Source organism: Jingyaoa shaoxingensis (genome assembly GCF_014385005.1).
In the GTDB taxonomy this organism is placed as follows: domain Bacteria; phylum Bacillota; class Clostridia; order Lachnospirales; family Lachnospiraceae; genus Marvinbryantia; species Marvinbryantia shaoxingensis.
Genome location: NZ_JACRSZ010000007.1, coordinates 82631 through 104683 on the forward strand (window position 1 = coordinate 82631; position 22053 = coordinate 104683).

19 protein-coding genes are annotated in these 22053 nt (G+C 42.9%); 17 read left to right on the forward strand and 2 right to left on the reverse strand.

Annotation, left to right across the window (positions count from 1 at the left end; translation table 11 throughout):
* Nucleotides 1–29 precede the first annotated feature (29 nt).
* The 10 genes from H8716_RS08300 (at nucleotide 30) to H8716_RS08345 (ending at nucleotide 11735) form a co-directional block, all read left to right on the forward strand.
* Nucleotides 30–374, forward strand: coding sequence for a CGGC domain-containing protein (locus H8716_RS08300; RefSeq protein ID WP_249308106.1), 345 nt, complete (start codon nucleotides 30–32; stop codon nucleotides 372–374).
* A 181-nt stretch (nucleotides 375–555) separates the two neighbouring features.
* Nucleotides 556–1950: a tRNA lysidine(34) synthetase TilS gene (gene tilS, locus H8716_RS08305; protein ID WP_249308107.1), complete on the forward strand. Its 1395-nt coding sequence runs from the start codon at nucleotides 556–558 to the stop codon at nucleotides 1948–1950.
* Nucleotides 1926–2453, forward strand: coding sequence for a hypoxanthine phosphoribosyltransferase (hpt, locus tag H8716_RS08310; protein WP_249308108.1), 528 nt, complete (start codon nucleotides 1926–1928; stop codon nucleotides 2451–2453). The genes tilS and hpt overlap by 25 nt, the downstream gene beginning before the upstream one ends.
* 27 nt (nucleotides 2454–2480) lie before the next feature.
* Nucleotides 2481–4295, forward strand: a complete 1815-nt coding sequence (ftsH, locus tag H8716_RS08315; RefSeq protein ID WP_283243044.1) for an ATP-dependent zinc metalloprotease FtsH — start codon at nucleotides 2481–2483, stop codon at nucleotides 4293–4295.
* 373 nt (nucleotides 4296–4668) lie between these two features.
* Nucleotides 4669–6816 (forward strand): glycoside hydrolase family 13 protein, encoded by a 2148-nt coding sequence (locus H8716_RS08320; protein ID WP_283243049.1) that lies wholly within the window; start codon nucleotides 4669–4671, stop codon nucleotides 6814–6816.
* A gap of 70 nt (nucleotides 6817–6886) precedes the next feature.
* On the forward strand, nucleotides 6887–7339 hold the full coding sequence (locus H8716_RS08325; RefSeq protein ID WP_249308110.1) for a MarR family winged helix-turn-helix transcriptional regulator: 453 nt from the start codon (nucleotides 6887–6889) through the stop codon (nucleotides 7337–7339).
* Nucleotides 7340–7591: 252 nt separating this feature from the next.
* On the forward strand, nucleotides 7592–8227 hold the full coding sequence (locus H8716_RS08330; protein ID WP_249308111.1) for a bifunctional 4-hydroxy-2-oxoglutarate aldolase/2-dehydro-3-deoxy-phosphogluconate aldolase: 636 nt from the start codon (nucleotides 7592–7594) through the stop codon (nucleotides 8225–8227).
* A 55-nt stretch (nucleotides 8228–8282) separates the two neighbouring features.
* A complete protein-coding gene (locus tag H8716_RS08335; protein ID WP_249308112.1) occupies nucleotides 8283–9380 on the forward strand; it encodes a sugar kinase in 1098 nt (365 codons plus the stop codon).
* Between the two features lie 199 nt (nucleotides 9381–9579).
* Nucleotides 9580–10290: a FadR/GntR family transcriptional regulator gene (locus H8716_RS08340; protein WP_249308113.1), complete on the forward strand. Its 711-nt coding sequence runs from the start codon at nucleotides 9580–9582 to the stop codon at nucleotides 10288–10290.
* Between the two features lie 584 nt (nucleotides 10291–10874).
* Nucleotides 10875–11735, forward strand: coding sequence for a PD-(D/E)XK nuclease family transposase (locus H8716_RS08345; RefSeq protein WP_330606524.1), 861 nt, complete (start codon nucleotides 10875–10877; stop codon nucleotides 11733–11735).
* A gap of 69 nt (nucleotides 11736–11804) precedes the next feature.
* Here H8716_RS08345 and H8716_RS08350 read toward each other — a convergent pair whose 3' ends face one another.
* Nucleotides 11805–12467, reverse strand: a complete 663-nt coding sequence (locus H8716_RS08350) for a GntR family transcriptional regulator (protein WP_249308114.1) — start codon at nucleotides 12465–12467, stop codon at nucleotides 11805–11807.
* Nucleotides 12468–12810: 343 nt separating this feature from the next.
* Between H8716_RS08350 and H8716_RS08355 the strand changes: the two genes are divergently transcribed.
* The 7 genes from H8716_RS08355 to H8716_RS08385 all read left to right on the forward strand — a co-directional run bounded on the left by H8716_RS08355 (nucleotide 12811) and on the right by H8716_RS08385 (nucleotide 21278).
* The gene (locus H8716_RS08355; RefSeq protein ID WP_249308115.1) at nucleotides 12811–13875 is read left to right on the forward strand and encodes an alcohol dehydrogenase catalytic domain-containing protein; all 1065 of its coding nucleotides are present in this window, start codon (nucleotides 12811–12813) and stop codon (nucleotides 13873–13875) included.
* A gap of 81 nt (nucleotides 13876–13956) precedes the next feature.
* Nucleotides 13957–14964, forward strand: coding sequence for a C4-dicarboxylate TRAP transporter substrate-binding protein (locus H8716_RS08360; protein ID WP_249308116.1), 1008 nt, complete (start codon nucleotides 13957–13959; stop codon nucleotides 14962–14964).
* A gap of 105 nt (nucleotides 14965–15069) precedes the next feature.
* A complete protein-coding gene (locus H8716_RS08365) occupies nucleotides 15070–15600 on the forward strand; it encodes a TRAP transporter small permease (RefSeq protein ID WP_249308117.1) in 531 nt (176 codons plus the stop codon).
* Nucleotides 15597–16883 (forward strand): TRAP transporter large permease, encoded by a 1287-nt coding sequence (locus H8716_RS08370; protein WP_249308118.1) that lies wholly within the window; start codon nucleotides 15597–15599, stop codon nucleotides 16881–16883. Before H8716_RS08365 ends, H8716_RS08370 begins: the two co-directional genes overlap by 4 nt.
* Before the next feature lie 66 nt (nucleotides 16884–16949).
* A complete protein-coding gene (locus tag H8716_RS08375) occupies nucleotides 16950–18269 on the forward strand; it encodes a nickel pincer cofactor-dependent isomerase, group 22 (RefSeq protein ID WP_249308119.1) in 1320 nt (439 codons plus the stop codon).
* A gap of 21 nt (nucleotides 18270–18290) precedes the next feature.
* Entirely contained in the window at nucleotides 18291–19790 is a 1500-nt protein-coding gene (locus H8716_RS08380) for a tagaturonate reductase (protein WP_249308120.1), read from the forward strand.
* 9 nt (nucleotides 19791–19799) lie between these two features.
* Complete coding sequence (locus H8716_RS08385) at nucleotides 19800–21278, forward strand: UxaA family hydrolase (protein ID WP_249308121.1); 1479 nt, start codon at nucleotides 19800–19802, stop codon at nucleotides 21276–21278.
* 94 nt (nucleotides 21279–21372) lie between these two features.
* On the opposite strand, the gene H8716_RS08390 is transcribed toward H8716_RS08385, so the two are convergent.
* On the reverse strand, nucleotides 21373–22053 hold the full coding sequence (locus tag H8716_RS08390) for a hypothetical protein (protein WP_249308122.1): 681 nt from the start codon (nucleotides 22051–22053) through the stop codon (nucleotides 21373–21375).

The window sequence follows — 22053 nt, forward strand, 5'->3', positions numbered from 1 at the left end:
AAATCTAAGGGTCATTAAAAGGAGAAAAAATGTCAAAAAAGATTGCGATGTTAAATTGCCTGAAATCAAACCGTGTATGTACAGGTGCAGCATGTTTAAAAGCGTTTAATGAAAGAACAGATGCGTTTGCTATGTATCAAGGGGAAGAGGCTGTGGTATCTGCATTTATGCGATGCAATGGATGCGAAGCTGATCCGGATGATGATGCCGGTATTAAAGAAAAAATAGAAAGACTGTCACAGGAAGGCATTACAACAGTTCATGTTGGAATATGTACTAAAAAAGATGGCAGTCGTTGTAAGGTAATTGAGAAAATGATCAATATGATTCAGGCAGAAGGTATCCAAATTATTGATGGTACACATGGATCCTGAATGGATAAACTACAAGTTTTTTGAAAAAGTAAACAATAATTTAGAGCCATTGAAAACACTAAGGAATAAGAACTCCACGTTTTTAATGGCTTTTTTATGTAATAGCAGCAAACAGGAAGGTTGCATTTTTTTGGAAAATTCATTATAGTGATGAGGAGACTAAGAATATAACAGGAGAAGAATGATGCAGAAAGCATGGAATGCAATCAGGACCTGGCACATGATACAGCCGCAGGACCGGGTGTTGGTTGGAGTATCCGGTGGTGCAGATTCGGTATGCCTTTTTATGGTGCTTCTGGAATTTCAAAAACAGATGACATTTGAAATCAAAGTCGTCCATGTGGAGCATGGAATTCGAGGCGAAGAGAGTCTGCGGGATGAACGATATGTCAGAGAACTCTGTGAAAAATATCAGGTAGAGTATGAATGTGTATCTTGCGATATACCTGCTATGGCAAAAGAAAAGAAGATATCCATAGAAGAAGCGGGAAGAAATGCCAGATATGAGGCCTTTGACAGAATCGGAGAAAAATGGAGAGCGAACAGGATTGCTGTTGCCCATAATCAGAATGACCAGGCGGAAACGATTTTGTGGAATCTTGCCAGGGGAAGCGGCTTGGATGGTGCAGCGGGAATTCGACCGGTGCGAGGAAAAATTATCCGTCCTCTTTTGGAATGCAGCCGGACAGAAATTGAAGCGTTTTTAAAGAAAAAAAACATACAGTGGTGTGAGGATGGTACGAATGATGAACTGGATTATACCAGAAATATCATACGCAACCGTTTACTGCCAGAGATGAAAGAACAATTGAATACCAGGGTGATTACTCATTTGGCAGAATTTGGTACTGAGATGCGCAGAACAGAAGAATTCCTGGATATACTGGTAAAAGAAGCATGCCAGAAGATGGCAGTGATAAAAGACGGAAAGGCACAGCTAGAGGTAACCTGTCTGGAGCAGGAAGCGGAACTTCTACAGGAAAGAATTTTACGCAGATGTTTGAAAGAAGCAGGGTGTGGACTGAAAGATTTGCAGAGGGAACACATACAGAGTATGAAAGAACTGATGCATATGCAGTCCGGAAAAAAAATCCAGCTTCCGTGTGGATGGGTGGCGGAAAGAGTATTTGATACCCTGGTTATTCAGAAAAAAGAAGAGGATCGAATATTACCGGAATTGCAGCTCAGAATTCCGGGAGAAACAAGAACAGAACATGGCTCTTTTTTTACCAGAATTATTTCAAACGAAAATCAGCCAATTGAACAAAAAAAGTATACGAAATGGCTGGATTATGATAAAATAACCGCAGGTATTCTGCTTCGTGGAAGAAAACCGGGAGATTATTTGACCGTAAACCGTCAGGGCGGAAGAAAAAAGCTGAAAACCTATTTCATGGAAGAAAAAATACCGGTAGATCAAAGAAAAGGGGTATGGCTTTTAACGTGCGGCGAAGAAGTGATCTGGGTAGTAGGTCACCGGATCAGTGAAGCATACAAGGTAGAAAAGAATACCAGAGAAATACTGGAGATTACGTATAAGGAGGCAGCATCATGGCAGAACATATCAGTGTGTTGATAGAAGAAGAGAAAGTTGATAAGAGAATTGAAGAACTGGGAAAGAAGATCAGTGAAGAATATGCAGGAAAAGAAGTACATCTGATCTGTATTTTAAAGGGAAGTATTTTCTTTACCTGTGAACTGGCAAAGAGAATTACAGTTCCGGTGACGATTGATTTTATGTCTTGCAGCAGTTACGGAGCCGGAACCAAGTCCAGTGGTGTGGTAAAACTGGTAAAAGACCTGGATGAACCACTGGAAGGAAAGAATGTTATCGTGATTGAAGATATCATTGACTCAGGAAGAACCTTAAGCTATCTGCTTGAGATCTTGAGCGCCAGAAAACCGGCAAGCTTAAAGCTGTGTACTCTGTTGGATAAACCGGACAGAAGAGTGATGCCGGTACATGTGGACTACACCGGATTTGAGATTCCGGATGAGTTTGTAGTTGGATACGGACTGGATTATGACCAGAGATACCGTAATCTGCCGTATATTGGTGTGCTTTCATTTACAGAGTAAGGAAGGCACGGAAAGGAGACTATATTTTTGAACAGAAATTCAAGAGGGATTGGCATTTATTTTTTAACGATTGCCATTGTACTGCTCCTGCTGTATGCATTTCGCGGGGGATGGTCTGATACCCAGACGATTACGCAGCAGGAGTACAGTGAAGAGGTGACAGGAGACAAGATTGCAAGGGCGGACATTTATCAGAACAGTCAGGTGCCGACAGGACGAGTGGAGCTGACTCTGACGGATGGAAGCCGGCAGCAGCTCAATGTCAGTGATGTGAATACAGCACAGACCGAATTAAACGATGCAGGTGTGACTACCTACCTTCATGATGTGGAACAGACCAGCATTTTTATGACCAGTATACTTCCTACGCTGATAATGGCAGTTGTGGTGATTTTCCTGTTTATGATGATGAATCGTCAGGCAGGTGGCGGCAACAGTAAGATGATGAATTTTGGCAAGAGCCGTGCAACCATGATCATGCCGGATGCCAGAAGAAAAACATTTAAAGATGTGGCAGGACTTCAGGAAGAAAAAGAAGACCTGGAGGAACTGGTGGATTTCCTAAAAGAGCCACAGAAGTATACAAAGATGGGTGCAAGAATCCCAAAAGGAGTGATTCTGGTGGGACCTCCCGGTACAGGTAAGACTTTGCTTGCAAAAGCAGTAGCGGGAGAAGCGGGCGTACCGTTTTTCAGCATTTCCGGTTCTGATTTTGTAGAGATGTTTGTCGGCGTGGGAGCTTCCCGTGTCCGTGACCTGTTTGAAGATGCCAAGAAAAATGCACCATGTATTGTCTTTATCGATGAGATTGATGCAGTGGCAAGAAGACGTGGAACCGGTATGGGAGGTGGACACGATGAGAGAGAGCAGACTCTGAATCAGCTACTGGTAGAGATGGATGGATTCGGTGTAAATGAAGGTATCATCGTGATGGCAGCAACCAACCGTGTGGACATTCTGGATCCGGCTATTTTAAGACCGGGACGTTTTGACCGCAAGATTGGTGTAGGCAAGCCGGATGTAAAGGGAAGAGAAGAGATCCTGAAGGTACATGCCAAGGAAAAACCGCTGGGAGACGATGTAGATCTGGAAAATATTGCCAGAACAACAGCGGGATTCACCGGTGCAGATCTGGAGAACCTGATGAACGAAGCGGCAATCTGGGCTGCCAAGTCCGGACGTACCTATATTCAGCAGCAGGATATCCAGCAGGCATTTATTAAAGTAGGTATCGGAGCGGAAAAGAAGAGCCGTCTGATCTCTGACAAAGAAAAACGGATTACCGCATACCACGAAGCGGGTCATGCACTTCTGTTCCATCTGCTTCCCAATGTGGGACCGGTGCATACCGTATCCATTATACCGACCGGCATGGGAGCTGCAGGTTATACCATGCCTCTGCCGGAAAAAGATGAGATGTTCATGACCAGAGGCAAGATGCTGGATACGCTCATGGTCGATCTGGGAGGTCGAATTGCAGAAGAACTGATTATCGAAGATATTACTACTGGTGCATCCCAGGACATCAAGCAGGCAACTCAGCTTGCAAGGGCAATGGTGACCCAGTATGGTATGTCTGAACGGGTAGGTCTGCTGGATTATGGCACAGATGAGAACGAGGTGTTTATCGGAAGAGATCTGGCACATTCCAGAAGCTTCAGTGAGGCTACAGCAGCTGTCATCGATGAGGAGGTAAAGCGTCTGGTGGATGAAGCACACACAAAAGCAACCGCTATCATCAAAGAACATATGGATGTTCTGCATAGCTGTGCTGCGCTTTTGATCGAGAAAGAAAAGATCGGGCAGGAAGAATTTGAAACTCTTTTTGGCAATAATGCATAAAAAACAAACTCTTTTTTTGTGAAGTTTGTGCACACGGATTCAAAAAGATATGCTATATTAAATATCGTAAAAACCCCCCAATACATTATATAGTTTTTGCAACACCCATAAGAAGAAATACCTTCTCTAAAAAGGACAGCGCGAGCTGTCCTTTTTACGTTACTTACGGCATTCTTGAACACAGAAATATATGCACTTGTAAGAAATGAAGAATTAGGATACAATAAATGAATGGGATTGTGAGAGCAAAAAGTAAAACAATCGTTACTGGTCACGGAGTGAACAGTAACAAACAATCTGCATGATAATGCAATGGAGACGATAGTAGAGGTAGAAGATAGTGGAATGGGAAAAAATAGAACTGCTGATAAAAATGCAATACTATATTCTGGGGATGCGGCCGGTGTTCCGGCCCAGTGCACTATTTAGCGATGAGACAGAGAATTATGTAACACCTGCCCAGCCGGAAGTCGGCGAGACAGTGACGATTCGCTTCCGCACCAAGAGAGACAATGTGGATGCGGTGTATCTCTGTCACGGGGAAGAATCTCAGCTTATGGAGCTGGATTATAATGATAAAAACTTTGATTACTATAGGGCGGAGGTACCGCTTGGAATTCGGCAGCTCCGTTACTGGTTTCAGGTAAAGGCAGGACGGCTTACCTGCTATTACGACAAATGTGGATTGAGCAATGAATTGCGTCCGGACTGCTGCTTTTGTGTCACCCCTGGTTTTCATGTGCCGGAATGGGCAAAAGGAGCGGTCATGTATCAGATCTTTGTAGATCGTTTTTATAACGGAGATTTGTCAAATGATGTGGAAGACCGGGAGTACTTCTATATCGGTGACACCACAGTAAAGGTTAAGGACTGGAATAAGTGTCCGGCATTTATGGGAATCCGGGAGTTTTACGGAGGAGATATCCAGGGAGTTTGGGATAAGCTGGATTATCTGCAGGATCTTGGCGTGGACGTGATATATTTTAATCCTATTTTTGTATCGCCTTCTAATCATAAGTACGATATACAGGATTATGATTATATTGATCCTCACTATGGAAAGATTGTAAAAGACGGTGGAGAAGTGCTGGCACCGGGAGATCAGGATAATTCCCATGCGACAAAATACATCCGTCGTGTGACAGATAAGGAAAATCTAGAAGCCAGCAACCGCTTTTTTGCAGAATTTGTGGAAGAGGTACACCGTAGGGGGATGAAGATCATTCTGGACGGTGTGTTTAATCATTGCGGTTCCTTTAACAAGTGGCTGGATCGTGAGCGGATTTATGAGAATGAGCCAGGATATGAAAAAGGCGCATATGTTTCCGCAGACAGTCCTTACCGTAATTTTTTCAAATTCAACAATCAGGATGCATGGCCATACAACCCAAATTACGATGGATGGTGGGGACATGATACCCTTCCGAAGCTGGCGTATGAGAATTCAAAAGAACTTCATGACTACATCCTTGGGGTGGCAAAAAAATGGGTCTCCCCTCCTTATAATGTGGACGGCTGGAGACTGGATGTGGCTGCAGACCTTGGATTTTCCAATGAATATAACCATCAGTTCTGGAAGGAATTCCGGGATGTGGTGAAAGAAGCCAATCCGGAAGCGCTGATTCTTGCAGAGCATTACGGAGATCCAAAGTCGTGGCTGCAGGGGGATCAGTGGGATACGGTGATGAATTATGATGCCTTTATGGAGCCGCTTACCTGGTTCTTTACCGGAATGGAAAAGCACAGCGATCAGTACCGGGAAGATATGCTGGGAAATGGACTGCATTTTCAGTGGGCAATGGGGCATTATATGAACAGTTTCCAGGCACCGTCACTGGAAGTGGCAATGAATGAGCTGTCCAATCATGACCATTCCAGATTCCTGACAAGAACCAATCACAGGGTGGGGCGTGTGGCACAGCTTGGCTATGATGCTGCTTCCCGGGATGTGGACAAGGCAGTGCTTCGCAGTGCAGTGGTGATGCAGTTTACCTGGCCCGGGGCACCGACGATCTATTATGGAGATGAAGCAGGGGTGTGCGGATTTACTGATCCGGATAACCGAAGAACCTATCCATGGGGACATGAAGATCATGACCTGATAGATTTTCATAAAAAAATGATCCGTATTCACAAAGCCTGTCCAGCCATTATGAAGGGGTCTGTTAAGATCCTCTGGGCAGATTATAATTATCTGGCATACGGAAGATTTACCGAAGAGGATCAGGTTCTGGTTGTATTCAATGCAGGAAAGGATACGATAGAACGTACGGTAAGAGTCCGTGATATCGGCATTGGGGCAGGTGATAATCTGATACAGTTGTTGATGACAGACGGGGACGGTTATCACACAGATGCAGTAGTATATCAGATGAATCAGTATGATGTAACGGTAAAACTTCCACCGACGTCAGCAATTGTGCTTCACGCACAGCAGAGCGGCGAGGATGAACTGTTCTGGAAAAATGGAAATATTGGTCAAATATCCGAAATTCACACCTCGTGGACAGATAGTATTTGACATAAGTACACAATTTTTGCTATAATTTTTCTGTTGATTATTAATGAACAATTGAAAAGGGGGGACAGATATGCCTGGGAAAAGTGTTTTCTGGAAATTACATTTCAAGGAATTATATCATCTGGTTTATTCAGAATATGGCGAAATGTATCATCTGACGGAGACAGAGATGGAAATCTTACTTTTCTTGAGAGACGACAGCGCGTATAATACAGCACGGGATATCTGTATGATGCGAGGAATTGCAAAATCTAATGTATCGAATGGGATTCGAATGCTTGAGAGAAAAGGCTATGTCAGAATCCAGATTGATGAAACAAACAAAAAAATCCACCGTCTGTTTCTGACAGAAAAGTCCAGAATAATTGCGGATGTGCTATACAAGGCGCAGAAGGATTGTTTGGCTAAGATTCTGGATGGAATCTCAGAAGAAGAGTTAGCTGGCATATATCGTTTTTTTGAGAAATGTGATGCCAACATCCAGAAAGAACTAAGTCGCTTAAAAAGTAAAGACAACCAGTAATGTGCATAAAGATTTTTGCTGAGTACAGAGAAAGAAGGAACGGGAAGAAACCAGTTTTCGTTCTTTTTTTCTGCCAAAATTTCGAAATGTATCGGTTTATATACAAAATAATATCAATTTGTATCTGAATTTATACCGAAAACTTTGATTTTAGGGTTTACTTTAGATAAATTTTCAGTGTATAGTAAGAATGTAAAATGCATGTGCTTCGATAAAGAAGCGATCAGAAGCAAGTTAAAAGGAGAGATTAAAATGAATATTGCAGAACAGTTTGCAGCACTGGGCGTCGTACCAGTAGTAGTATTAAATGATGTGAAGGATGCGGAGCCATTGGCAGATGCTCTGGTAAAAGGCGGACTTCCTTGCGCAGAGGTAACATTCCGTACAGACGCAGCAGAAGAATCCATCCGTGTTATGGCACAGAAGTACCCGGATATGCTGGTTGGAGCAGGAACAGTTCTGACGATTGAACAGGTAGACAGAGCAGTAGCAGCAGGCGCCAAGTTTATTGTAAGCCCTGGATTTGATCCTGAAGTAGTAGATTACTGTATCGAAAAACAGATTCCGATCTTCCCAGGTATCATTACTCCTTCAGAAGCAGCTCAGGCTGTAAAGAGAGGGCTTAAGGTAGTAAAATTCTTCCCGGCAGAACAGTTCGGTGGAGTAGCTACAATCAAAGCAATGGCAGCACCTTATACAATGCTCAAATTCATGCCTACAGGTGGTGTAAGCCTGAAGAACCTGAAGGACTACTTAAGCTGTGACAAGATCCTTTGCTGCGGCGGAAGCTGGATGGTAAAAGGAGATATGATCAAAGCCGGAGAATTCGACAAGATCAGTGAGATGGCAAAAGATGCAGTAGCACTGGCAAAAGAAATCAGAGGTTAATACTGTCAGGTAACAAAAGATAATATATCCAGGATGTGTTAGGAGAATAACAAGAATGAATTTGAATTTAAGACCAGCTAACGAATGTAAATATGATGCAGTTTCTCTGGGCGAAGTTATGCTTCGTCTGGATCCGGGAGAAGGCCGTATCCGTACCGCAAGATCTTTCCGTGCGTGGGAAGGCGGCGGAGAATACAACGTAGTACGTGGACTTCGCAGATGTTTCGGACTGAATACCGGCGTGATTACTGCATTTGCAGATAACGAAGTAGGTATGCTGATGGAAGACTTTATCCTTCAGGGCGGCGTGGATACATCTCTGATCAAATGGATGAAGACAGACGGTATCGGACGTATCTGCAGAAACGGTATCAACTTCACAGAAAGAGGATTTGGTATCCGTGGAGCAGTAGGATGCTCAGACCGTGCCAACACAGCTATTTCAAAAGCAACACCGGAAGACTTTGATTTTGACTATATCTTCGGTGAGCTGGGAGCACGCTGGCTGCATACAGGCGGAATTTACGCAGCACTTTCCGAACAGTCCTGCGAGACCGTTCTGGCAGCAATTAAGACAGCTAAGAAATATGGTACAGTAGTATCTTATGACCTGAACTACCGTCCATCTATGTGGAGCGCCATCGGCGGACAGGCTAAGGCTCAGGAAGTGAACAAAGAGATCGCAAAATACGTAGACGTAATGATCGGTAACGAAGAAGACTTCACAGCATGCCTTGGATTCGAGATCGAAGGAAATGATGCGAACTTGAAGGAACTGAATCTGGACGGATACAAGAAGATGATCAACGAAGCAGCTAAGACCTACCCGAACTTCAAGGCAGTTGCTACCACACTGCGTACTGTAAGAACCGCTACGGTAAACGACTGGAGTGCAATCTGCTGGGCAGACGGAGAGATCTACAAGGCAAAAGACTACAAGGGACTGGAGATCATGGACCGTGTAGGCGGAGGAGATTCCTTTGCATCCGGACTGATCTATGGTCTGATGACTACAGGTGATGCAGAAGCAGCTGTGAATTACGGAGCAGCTCACGGCGCACTTGCCATGACCACACCTGGTGATACCACTATGGCAAGCAAGAAAGAAGTAGAAGCAATCATGGGCGGCGCTGGTGCACGTGTACAGAGATAATCTGTATCATAAAGCAGGAACAACCGTGATAACAGAATGAAGTGACAGGGTATCTGTCTGAATAAGTAACTGCCGCAAAAGGGGCAACTCCCTGCGGCAGTTTTTTCGAACATAAAAGACAGAGAGCGGAAAAACAGAAGGGTATTTAAAAAAAGCTGCAGATGCGGATTAGGCAGCAGGTATGATGGGGGAAAAGTACATGGATGGACTACAGAAAATCAACAAAGGACTTCTGACTGCAAAGGTGGAAGAAAAACTGATGGATTATATTCTGCGTGAACCGATTGAGGTGGGGGAAAAGATACCGAATGAATTTACACTGGCAGAAATGTTTGGAGTGGGCAGAGGAACGGTGCGGGAAGCTGTGAAAAGCCTGGCGTCTAAAGGCGTTCTGGAAGTACGCAGAGGCCTGGGAACTTTTGTAATCAGTACCAGTACGCTGGAACAAGATCCGCTGGGACTGGCAAATGTGTTGGATGACCAGTATGAACTGGCACTTCAGCTTTTTGAAGTCCGGCTGATGTTTGAACCGGAAATCGCAGCATTGGCGAGTGTGAAGGCAACAGAAGAAGAAAAAGAAGAGCTGGTTCGGCTGTGTGATGCTGTTGAAGAAGTGTTCCTTAAAGGGAAAGAACATCTGAAATTGGACATCGAATTTCATACCCATATTGCAAAATGTAGTAAAAATAAAGTGACAGAAGTGTTAATGCCGGTTATCTATTCGGCCGTCTATGCTTTTACGGGTGTTGCCAGTAACAAGCTGAAAGATGAGACTGTTTCCACACATCGTGCAATTACAGATTCCATTCTCAATGGAGACAGTATCGGTGCCCGGAATGCCATGATCATGCATCTGAATTATAACCGGCAGATGATTCTGGAACTGGAGAAAGAAAGAGAAAAGAAATAAGAAGACGCAAAGTAATAACGGAAGAAGAAAAGAAGAGGGGGCATGTGATAAAACATGTTTCCGATGATATACAGATGGTCTGGGAATATAAAACCTCTTAGACCATTTTTGTTACAAATTTATAGATAAAAAGTGATAATTAATAAATAAAAAACAACACTTGAAAACGAAGAAGATACATGATAATATTTGATTATAAAGATGTTTTGTAACTGTTCAGAACCCACTGTCCCGCGAGGTGTTTTGGCATGAATATGCCAAAATCCCGAGACATGCATGCCAAAATTCTATCGCCAAAGGCGATTTTATTGAATTTTGGCATCGTATCTGTGAAGGTACTGAACAGATACGATGCTTTACGGATTGCTACGTACTTCGTACTTACGCAATCATGACATCCTATAAAGCATATATTTTCGATTCGTAGTGCGCAGCACTGTCAGAATATCTAATCTCAATTCAGAAATCGTATGCTTTTCTAAGAACAGAATAGGCAGAAGAGGACTGGAGTGAGAGGCGTTGGTAATACGAATCAACGGCATTTCTGTACACGGAATCCTCTTCTTAAAAGAAGGGGGAATTATGTGGCAGAGAAGAGAGCACAGATAAAGAAGAAAGAAGGAAAACTGACACAGAAAAATGAAAAATCACATCAGGATATGGAAGAACGTCATCAGATATACCGGGAGATATTGAAGAATTTCACGATCATGAGTGATGCATTTATGAGAAACGTTTTAAAAGAAAAGGCATGTACGGAATATATTCTTCAAGTCATCATGGGAGAAAGTGAACTAACTGTAGAAGATCAGGTGATCCAGCATGACTATAAGAATCTGCAGGGAAGATCAACCATAATGGACTGTGTTGCCACGGATCAGAAGAAGCGGCAGATGAATATCGAGATCCAGCAGGAAAGTAAAGATGCATCACCACAGCGGAGTCGATACAACAGTGCACTGCTGGATATGAATACCCTGAATCCGGGACAGAGTGTAAAAGAACTTCCGGAAAGTTATGTGATCTTTATCACCAGAGAGGATGTGATGAAAGAGGGACTGCCAATTTATCATATTCAAAGAAATGTGAATAATACCAACAGGGCATTTGGAGATGGCAGTCATATCCTGTATGTCAATTCCCAGATTCAGGATGATACAAAGCTGGGGCGTTTGATGCATGACCTGCATTGCAAAAATGCAGATGAAATGTACAACGAGTTGCTGGCGGCCAGAGTCAGGCAATTAAAAGAAACACCAGAGGGGGTAGAATACATGTGTAAAGAGATGGACAGAATCTATGGAATGGGAGAAGAACAAGGAAGAGCTATGGAACGGAAGAATACTGAACGTGAAAGAAAAAAAGCCGAAAGAGAAAAAAATAGGGCAGATAAACTTGCAAAAGAATTAGAAAGATACCATGAAAAGTATGGTGTTCTTGCGTAGGGATGGATTGATAGAATTTGGCATAACAATGCCAGTATGAGAAAAGGGGCGTGCGTGTGGCATACCCCTTTACTGCGTAGATAAAAAGTTTTGCTGCTTCATCATATATTCGAAATAAGAACTCTTAGATGCCTGAAGATGCTGTTCCATTGCTTGGGCGGCGGCGTCCCAGTTATTGGACAACACATGTTTTACAATATCCAGATGTTCGCGTGTAGAGTAAAATAATCGATCCTGAGAAGCACGACCGGAAAGAATACGTGTTCTGGAGATCTGACTGTTTACGGTTTGGTAGGTATTGATTAGGTAAGAATTCTCGGTTGCATCAATGAAAAGCTGGTGAAACTGTTCGTCGACTTCATAATAGGCGGTTTCTTCTACCGGTTCAGTCTGATAAGACTCGAATATTCTATAAAAATGCAGATACTGTTGTTGTGATATTTTACATCCGTGTTTCAGAATAGCATAAGGTTCAATTAATAAACGTGTTTCATAGATCATATTTAATTCATTTAGCGAAATATTGGTAACTTCAATACCGCGTTTTGGAAGGACTGTTACCAGACGTTCTGTTTCCAGACGGTTTAATGCCTCGCGGATTGGAGTGCGGCTGACTTCCAACTCTTGGCATAAAATATCTTCGGTGATAATGGTGCCGGGTGGGTATACGCAATTGATGATGTTGGACTTAATAAGTTCATAAGATTGCTGTTTTAAAGATTGCTTTGCCATAGTAAAAACTCCCTGTTTCGAATTTAGATTCAGTTTATTAAAATCAGTATAACAGAAAGAAAATGAATTTACAAATAATTATTTTATGTTGTATACAACAAGACTACAAAAACTGGAAAATGACAATATTGTACAAGAAAAAACATGATAATTATGAAAAATATATAAATTAATAAAAATGATATTTGGCAAAAATAATAAAAAAACAATGATCAAATTGTGAAAAAAGATGAAAAGAACGTGAAAACAAGATCGTGGGAAATAAAATATTGACAAAAAGATAAAAAAGAGTTATGTTGTATACAACAAAAGGAAAACGAAAGAGACAAGGGAGGAATTTTGGATGAAAACAATCAGAATACCGGAACCTGGAAAGGTTGAGATCATTGAAAGCGAGACGCCGATTCGCAAGAAAGGTGAAGCATTATTAAAGCTCCTTTACGGCGGAATCTGCGGAAGTGATCTTGGTACATACAGAGGAACATTCGCATATGCAAGTTATCCACGTATTCCGGGACATGAATTTTCAGCACAGATTGTTGAGATAGATGAAAATGACAGAGGACTGAAGCCTGGAATGGTAGTAACCTGCAATCCATATTTTAACTGTGGACACTGCTATCCATGCCAGAGAGGTCTGGTAAACTGCTGTGAGACCAATGAAACAATGGGAGCACAGAGAGACGGAGCATTTTCCGAATACATTACCATGCCGATCGAACGTATCTACGAAGGCAAGGGACTGACACCAAAACAGCTTGCACTGATCGAACCGTTCTGCATCAGCTATCATGGCGCATCCCGTGCAAATATCAAGAAAGGTGATAAAGTTCTGGTAGTAGGAGCAGGAACCATCGGTGTGCTGGCAGCCATTGCAGCAAAGGCAAAAGGCGGAGAAGTATACATGTGTGATGTAGCGGAAGAAAAATTGAACTACGCATACAACACATTTGGTCTTGCAGGCAAGATCTTGAATGATAACCCAGATACCTTTATGGATAAAGTAAACGAGATTACAGGCGATCATCACGGATTCGATGTTTGTATCGAAGCAGTAGGCCTTCCATCAACTTTCCAAAACTGTATTGATGCAGTAGTGGTTGGCGGAAATGTAGTACTGATCGGCGTAGGCAACAGAAATCTTGATTTCTTCTTTACAATTATTCAGAAGAAGGAACTGAATATCTTCGGTTCACGTAATGCACTGAAGAAAGACTTCCTGGAACTGATTGATCTGGTAGACAGCGGAGAAGTAGATCTGGAAAAGATTGTTATGAACCCAACATCCGATGATCCGACCAAGAGATCTGAATATTCTATGGAAGAAGCAGCAGAAGCATTTGAAGAATTTAGTAAATATGGCGGAAGCAAATTGAAAGTGGTTATCCACTTTGCAGATCCGGAATAAGGAATTTTAAACAAAAGGGCGTAACTTCACAGATGAGTGAAGACGAGTATAAAACAAAAACAATATGGAGGGTAAGAATTTATGAAAACAAGAAATTTAGTAGTGATGGGACTCGTAGGAGCAATGGCTATGGCAATGGGAGCGAATGCAATGGCAGCAGATGTTGAAATCAACGTTGGTTTTGAAAATGCTGTTACAGAACCTTGCTCTATCGCAGTTGAAAAATGGGCTGAATTGGTAGATGAAAAATCTAATGGAACTATGAAGTTAAACACATTCCCGAACTCAGGACTTGGTAAAAAAGTTGACCTGATCGACCAGATGGTAATGGGACAGAATGTTATCACAGTTGCTGACGGTGCTTTCCTTGCTGAGTATGGAGTACCTGATTTTGGTATCTTCTACGCACCATTCATGTTTGATTCATGGGATGAAGAATGGAGAGTTGTTGATTCAGACTGGTATCAGGGACTGTGCGATGAACTGGCAGAAAAAGGAAGAATCCGTGTACTGGCATCTAACTGGATTTACGGAGCACGTGATATTTTATCCACAAAGAAAGTAGTATTACCGGAAGATTTGGATTCCTTAAAACTGCGTGTATCTTCTAATGACTTATCCATTACATCTTTCACAGATTTGGGAGCAAATGCTCTTGGTATGGATATGGGTGATGTATATCAAGCACTTCAGGCTGGTACCATCGATGCAGTAGAAAACCCAATCACATCACTGGCTAACAGATCTTTCCAGGAAGTTGCTAAATACCTTGTAAAAGATGAACACATTCTTGCAACATCTATGTGGATCTGTGGTGAAGACTTCTACTCAACATTGACAGACGAGCAGAAACAGATCCTGACAGAGTCTGCAGAAGAAGCAGGTCTGGTAAACAACGATCTGTATGATCAGGCAACAGAAGAAGCAGAACAGCTTCTGGTAGATGCTGGCGTAGAAATCACAGAACTGACAGATGAACAGAAAGCTGCATGGATCGAAGCGGGACAGAAGTTCTACAACGAAGATGCTGCAGGTCTTGGATGGTCAGAAGGATTATATGACACTGTAAAAGCAGCTGGACAGGAATAAGATAAATAAGAAATAATATTACTTGAGTTTAGAAGGCTGCTGGCTAGTTAGCCGGTAGCCTTTTTACACAAGAGCAGGTGAAAACTGCAAATTTGGAGGACATAAATGAAAAAAACAGATAAAAAGGCAATGTTATTAAACATTGATGTTGTCATAGCCTCAGTTGCAATGTGTGCATTGGTTCTGGCTACCTTTGCCGGAGTTATTGCCAGATACATACTGAGCAAGCCGTTTGGCTGGACAGAGGAAGTACAGGCTTCCCTGATCGTCTGGGTTATTTTTGGAGCTGCTGGAGCAGCATTCAGAACAGGAAACCATGCAGCAATCGAGATCTTTTATGATATGTTCCCAGCTGCTATTCGAAAAATCCTGAACGTTATTATTCTGGCAATTACTGTAATTACCATCTGTTATCTCGGATATGCAAGTCTGGAATATTTAAAACTTTTTGCAACAACCGGAAGAAAAACATCGGTATTACATTGGTCTTATATTACGATTTACTGTATTGTACCGATTTCATGTCTCTGGCAGATCTTCAATTTTGTGTTAACCACAATTTTTGGATATTCAGAGCAGGAAACGATTGAGTCTATTACAGATGAAGAATTCGAGGAGGCAAAGAAAAAAGGATGAAAACAGTCGTTATTATTTCTGCCATCTGCCTGCTGATTATGTTGTTTATGAAAGTGCAGGTTTATGTAGCAGTATTAGCAGCTTCTGCGATCTACTTTATTTTTGCAGAAGGTACCAACCCGGCAATGTTTGCCCAGCTGACCATTTCTGGTGCATCGGGAATTTCCCTGCTGGCAATTCCATTCTTCGTAATGGCCGGTGTATTTATGAATTATACAGGTGTAACAAGGCGAATTATGGAATGTTGTAGTGTGCTGACCTCACGAATGTATGGTGGTCTGGCACAGGTAAATATTCTTCTTTCCACACTGATGGGTGGTCTGTCGGGCTCTTCGCTGGCTGATGCAGCTATGGAATGTAAGATGCTGGTACCTCCTATGGAAGCAGAAGGATATACAAAAGCTTTTTCTACTGTTATTACAGCAGCCTCAGGAATGATCGTTCCGTTGATTCCACCTGGAACAGGACTGATTATCTATGCATGTATTAACAATATTTCTGTTGGAAAACTGTTCGTTGCAGGTATCGGACCTGGTCTAGTACTGAGTGTAACCTTGATGATCTTTACCCGTTTTGTTGCAAAGAATCGTGGTTACATGCCAAAGAGAACAGAAAAGATCCCTGCATCTGAAAAGATCGCAGCCATCAAACCGGCAATTCTGCCAATGTTACTGCCGATTATCATCATCGGTGGTGTACGAATCGGTATCTTCACAGCTACAGAAGCAGGTACCGTAGCCATCGTATATTCTCTGTTACTTGGCATTCTTTACCATGAAATGAAAGCAAGTGATTTCTTAAAAGGCTGTAAAGAAACTGTTACTACAACAGCATCTATCATGATGATCGTAGCGGCAGCATCCTGCTTCTCCTGGATTTTGACAAAAGAGCAGATTCCGCAGACGATGGCAGCATGGATGACTGGTCATATTGCGAATAAATATATATTCTTGATCATCTGTAATATTTTTCTGATCGTTGTAGGTATGTTTATTGAAGGAAATGCATCCATGATCGTTCTTGGACCACTCCTTCATCCAATTGCAGTTGCATTTGGTATTGATCCAATACACTTTGCAATGGTTTATATTTTCAACTGTACCATCGGTGCATTTACACCACCTATGGGAACTCTGATGTTTGTTACCTGTGGTATTACAAAGTGCCCGACAAAAGAATTTATTAAGGAAGCAATTCCGTTCTATATCCTTTTTGCAGTAGATATGCTGGTACTTACATATTTCCCGCCACTGACAACATTCTTGGTTGATTTGGTATACTAACAATAATGTCTGGCCTGCTCTCTGTAAAAAGGGGGCAGGCTAGAAAACTTATAAAGAGGTAGAAAAATGAGAGAAAGACAATTTGTTGCAGATATTGTAAGCGGAACAAAATTACCAAAGATGTTTCGTGCAAGACAGATATTCCCAGATGATAAACTTGAAGTAGAAAAGATTCCACAGATCATTCATGATCTGTTATCAGAACCGAAGTTTAAAGACAGAGTGAAACCTGGTATGCGTATTGCCATTACCGCAGGTTCCAGAGGTATCTCAAATGTGGCATTAACAACAAAATGCATCGTAGATTTTTGTAAGGAACAGGGTGCACAGCCGTTTATTGTACCTGCAATGGGAAGTCACGGTGGAGCAACAGCTGAAGGACAGAAAGAGATTCTGACCGGATATGGTATTACAGAAGAATATTGTGGATGCCCAATTATTTCGTCAATGGAAGTGAAATGTATTGGCAAGAATGCAGAAGGCGTAGACGTTTACATTGATAAGAATGCTGCCGAAGCAGATGGAATTATTCTCGGATGCCGTATCAAACCACACACTGCATTCCGAGGACCTTATGAGAGCGGCATGATGAAGATGATGGCAATTGGTCTTGGAAAACAGTATGGAGCAACTATCTGCCATGCGGCCGGATTCCAGAATATGCATAAGAACGTGCCGTCCTTTGGACGCGCGATTATTGCAAATGCACCAGTGCTGTTTGCAGTACCAACGATTGAAAATGCATTTGAAGAGACCTGCTGGATCGGAGCAGTTGCAGCAGAAGAGATCAATGACAAAGAACCGGCTCTTCTGGAATATGCAAAATCTCTGATGCCACGTATCTGGGTTGATTCCTGTGATGTGCTGGTGGTAGATCAGATTGGTAAGAACTTCAGCGGAGACGGTATGGATCCAAATATTACCGGAACGTTTTGTACCAACTGTGCCAGTGGGGGAATTGATGCACAGAGAGTAGCTGTTCTGAACTTAAGTCCTGAGACTCACGGGAACGGAATTGGACTTGGATATTCCAGTGCAACCACAGCACGAGTATACAAGCAGCTTGATCTGAAATCCATGTATCCAAATGCGATTACCTGTACTGTACTTGGTGGTGTACGTATTCCGATCGTTATGGAAAGTGATAAAGAATGTATCCAGTGCTGCCTGCAGACCTGTAATGAAATCGACAAAGAACATGCAAGAATTGTCCGGATTCCAAATAGTCTGAATATTGGTGAAATTTTATTATCAGAAGCATATCTGGATGAAATTAAAGATAACGAAGCATACAAAGGCAAACTGGAAATTATTTCAGAGCCGGAAGAATGGAACTTTGATGAAAATGGTGATCTGCCAATGAAAGACGGAAGCCTTGTATTTTAATAAAAAGTGGAGGATAAAGAAATGGATAGACTGAATTATGACGTATTAGCAAAATCTGGTTATGACGGATATGTATTAAAAGATGCACCTGTAAAGGTATTACAGTTCGGAGAAGGTAACTTCCTTCGTGCATTTGTAGATTACTGGTTTGATCTTGCCAATGAAAAAGCTGACTGGAACGGTAAATGCTGTCTGGTACAGCCAATCGCTCCTGGTCTTGCAAAGATGATCAATGAACAGGAAGGTCTGTATACTTTATATCTTCGCGGAAGTGAAAACGGACAGAAGGTAGATGCAAAACGTGTCATCTCCAGCGTAAAGAACTGCCTGAATCCATATGAAAAAGCAGATTATGAAGCAATGATGGAAGTAGCAGCAAGCGATGATCTGGAAATTATCGTTTCCAATACAACAGAAGCCGGTATTCAGTATGATCCATCCTGCCAGCAGGATGACTGCCCGCCATCCAGCTTCCCTGCAAAACTGACACAGGTTCTGTATCACCGTTATAAAGCAGGCAAAAAAGGCATCATCATGCTTGCATGCGAACTGATCGACAACAACGGTAAAGAACTGTTGAAATGTGTAAACCAGTACATTGAACAGTGGGGAATGGAAGACGGATTCAAGAAATACGTTAACGAAGAATGTACTTTCTGTGGATCTCTGGTTGACCGTATCGTACCGGGACGTATCCGTGACGAAAAAGAAGTAGCAGAACTGGAACAGAAGCATGGTTATGCTGATCCATTGCTGGATGTTGGCGAAGTATTCGGTGTATGGGTTATCGAAGGAGATCCGAAGCTGAATGATGTGCTTCCATTCAAGAAAGCAGGACTGGAAGACAGAGTATTTGTAGTGCCGGATATGAGCCCATACAAGAAGCGAAAAGTACGTATCCTGAATGGTGCACACACAGGATTTGTTCTTGGTGCATATCTTGCCGGAGAAAATATCGTACGTGACTGTATGCAGGATGAAACCATCAAAGGATTCATGAACAAGATGCTCTATGATGAAGTAATCCCGACTCTGCCATTGGACAAACAGGATCTGCTGAACTTTGCGGCTGCAGTTTCAGACCGTTTCAACAACCCGTTTGTTAATCATGAACTGATGAGCATTTCCCTGAACTCCACATCTAAGTGGAAAGCAAGAAATATGCCGTCCTTCCTGGAATATGTGAAAGAAAAAGGTGAGCTTCCGGTATGCCTGACCATGTCTCTGGCTGCATACATTGCATTCTACAGCAATGATATTCAGGAACTGAATGAAAAAGGTCTGGTATGCAAGCGTCCGGCAGGAAATGAATATGTGGTAAGTGATGACCGCTGGGCACTGGATTTCTACTATGAACACAGAAATGACAGCCCGGAAGATCTGGTACATGCCGTTTTGACAAATGAAAAGATGTGGGATCAGGATCTGACACAGATCAAGGGTCTGGAAGAAACTGTAGTAGCTGATCTGAAGAAGATCCGTGAGGAAGGAGCAAAGGCTGCTTACGCAAGCTGCCTGTAAGATAAAGGTATGAAAACAATTCAGATTAATCCACTTGATAATGTGGCAGTAGCGCTTACCCCGATTGCAAAGGGGGAGAGCGTCACTGCAGGTGAATATACTGTAATTGCAGGCGGGGATATTCCGCAGGGGCATAAGATCGCCCTGAAAAAGATTGAAAAAGATACAAATATCATCAAATATGGTTTTCCAATCGGACATGCGACAGAAGAAATCGAGGCAGGAAACTGGGTGCACAGCCATAACATGGCAACCAATCTGGAAGGGGAAGTAGAATATACTTACCAGCCGGCTATTACACCGGTAACACCTGCAGAACCGGAAACTTTCAATGGTTTCCGCAGAAAAGACGGCCGTGCAGCAATCCGTAATGAGATCTGGATCATCCCGACCGTAGGCTGTGTGAATGATGTGGCAAAACGTATGGTACAGATGAATCAGGATCTGGTAAAGGGTACCATCGATGGACTGTATACTTTCGATCATCCGTTTGGATGCAGCCAGACCGGTGCAGACCATGCCCAGACAAGAAAGCTTCTTGCAGCGCTGGTTCGTCATCCGAATGCGGCAGCGGTACTGGTTCTTGGACTTGGCTGTGAGAATCTGACTCACGAACAGTTCCTGGAAGAACTGGGCGACTATGATTCAGACAGAGTGAAGTTTCTCACCTGCCAGGAAGTGGAAGATGAATTCGAAGAGGGAAGAAAGCTTCTGGAACAGTGCGCAGAATATGCAGGACAGTTCCACAGAGAGCCGATTCCGGTCAGTGAACTGGTTGTCGGTATGAAATGCGGCGGATCAGATGGACTGTCAGGTATCACGGCGAACCCGACGGTAGGCCGTTTTAGTGATATGATGGCAGCAAGAGGAGGATCAACCGTCCTGACAGAAGTGCCGGAGATGTTCGGAGCGGAAGGATTCCTGATGAACCGCTGTATCAATAAAGAAGTCTTTGATAAGGCAGTCAATATGATCAATGGCTTCAAAAATTACTTTATCAGTCACCATGAAGTGGTATATGATAATCCAAGTCCAGGAAATCGCCAGGGTGGTATCACCACACTGGAAGATAAGTCTTGTGGATGCGTTCAGAAGGGCGGAAGTGCACCGATTATGGACGTCATAGGTTACGGCGACCCTGTTGTAACCAAGGGACTGAACATGCTGTATGGACCGGGAAATGATCTGGTATCTGCTACAGCTATGACAGCAGCAGGTGCACACATGATCCTGTTTACCACAGGACGAGGAACGCCGTTTGGCGCACCGGCTCCAACACTGAAACTGGCTACCAACAGCCAGCTGGCAGCAAACAAGAAGAACTGGATCGACTTCGATGCAGGTCCAATCGTAAACGGAGAATCTATTGACGACGCTGCAAAACGTCTCCTGGATCTGGTGATTGAGACCGCCAGTGGAAAAGAAACCCAGACTGAACGCCGTGGTTACAGAAGTATCTCCATCTTCAAAGACGGTGTCGTATTATAAATAAGGTAACATGATAACTAATGTTATAATCAAAAACTCCTAAAAAGACAGGCTGTGTGCGAGATTCGTACACAGCCTGTCTGATTTGTAAATCTTATTTTTTCTGTAATTGTTTTTCCAGATAATCAAAATCTGCTTTATACTGTGGACCGTACCATTTCTTTCTTGCTTTGGCATACAGTTCCCGGGCTTCTTTTTTCTGATGTTTTTCCAGATGATAGAAAATCATCAGAATAGCAGGTGCAGCACCCAGATGATTCAGCCTTGGGTTGTCCATAAAGTCTTTGCCGCGCTTGTCGATGATACGGCAGCCGTCTTCCGTCTGTCCCAGATAGAAGCAGGTGAGTGCGAATGTGGACCAGTAAACAGCTTTGTTTGCAATGGAAAGATTACCCGGCTGTACCTGGTTCAGGGTTTCCTGAGCTTTTTTGTGGTTCCGTTTCCGGCAGTATGCAACTGCCAGATTCAGCAGTCCAACCTGGAAAATCATTCCGGAAGAAGTCTGCTCCAGAAAGGCTGTCAGTTCACGGATGTACTGGTCTGGATTTGTGTCCAGAAGCGGCATCATGGCATCCAGCTTTTTGCCTTCTTTTCCATAAGGAACGAAGAACACGATGATGGCGCCTGCCAGCAGAACCAGAACCCAGATGGTTACATAGCGGAAAACCAGATTTTTGGGAACGGACTGCATCAGGCAGTATAATATGAGAAGGATACTTCCTGCTATCAGAACTGCCCAGTAGGCAGTTCCGGCAATATTTTTCTTTTTCTTCAT

Excerpts from the sequence above, each read along its gene's own strand:
- H8716_RS08375 (WP_249308119.1), top strand. The coding sequence starts at position 16,950 with ATGAGAGAAAGACAATTTGTTGCAGATATTGTAAGCGGAACAAAATTA.
- H8716_RS08325 (WP_249308110.1), top strand. The coding sequence starts at position 6,887 with ATGCCTGGGAAAAGTGTTTTCTGGAAATTACATTTCAAGGAATTATAT.
- H8716_RS08320 (WP_283243049.1), top strand. The coding sequence starts at position 4,669 with ATGCAATACTATATTCTGGGGATGCGGCCGGTGTTCCGGCCCAGTGCA.
- H8716_RS08330 (WP_249308111.1), top strand. The coding sequence starts at position 7,592 with ATGAATATTGCAGAACAGTTTGCAGCACTGGGCGTCGTACCAGTAGTA.
- H8716_RS08340 (WP_249308113.1), top strand. The coding sequence starts at position 9,580 with ATGGATGGACTACAGAAAATCAACAAAGGACTTCTGACTGCAAAGGTG.
- H8716_RS08360 (WP_249308116.1), top strand. The coding sequence starts at position 13,957 with ATGAAAACAAGAAATTTAGTAGTGATGGGACTCGTAGGAGCAATGGCT.
- H8716_RS08300 (WP_249308106.1), top strand. The coding sequence starts at position 30 with ATGTCAAAAAAGATTGCGATGTTAAATTGCCTGAAATCAAACCGTGTA.
- H8716_RS08335 (WP_249308112.1), top strand. The coding sequence starts at position 8,283 with ATGAATTTGAATTTAAGACCAGCTAACGAATGTAAATATGATGCAGTT.
- H8716_RS08385 (WP_249308121.1), top strand. The coding sequence starts at position 19,800 with ATGAAAACAATTCAGATTAATCCACTTGATAATGTGGCAGTAGCGCTT.
- hpt (WP_249308108.1), top strand. The coding sequence starts at position 1,926 with ATGGCAGAACATATCAGTGTGTTGATAGAAGAAGAGAAAGTTGATAAG.
- H8716_RS08355 (WP_249308115.1), top strand. The coding sequence starts at position 12,811 with ATGAAAACAATCAGAATACCGGAACCTGGAAAGGTTGAGATCATTGAA.
- H8716_RS08390 (WP_249308122.1), bottom strand. The coding sequence starts at position 22,053 with ATGAAGAAAAAGAAAAATATTGCCGGAACTGCCTACTGGGCAGTTCTG.
- H8716_RS08365 (WP_249308117.1), top strand. The coding sequence starts at position 15,070 with ATGAAAAAAACAGATAAAAAGGCAATGTTATTAAACATTGATGTTGTC.
- tilS (WP_249308107.1), top strand. The coding sequence starts at position 556 with ATGATGCAGAAAGCATGGAATGCAATCAGGACCTGGCACATGATACAG.
- H8716_RS08350 (WP_249308114.1), bottom strand. The coding sequence starts at position 12,467 with ATGGCAAAGCAATCTTTAAAACAGCAATCTTATGAACTTATTAAGTCC.
- H8716_RS08380 (WP_249308120.1), top strand. The coding sequence starts at position 18,291 with ATGGATAGACTGAATTATGACGTATTAGCAAAATCTGGTTATGACGGA.
- H8716_RS08370 (WP_249308118.1), top strand. The coding sequence starts at position 15,597 with ATGAAAACAGTCGTTATTATTTCTGCCATCTGCCTGCTGATTATGTTG.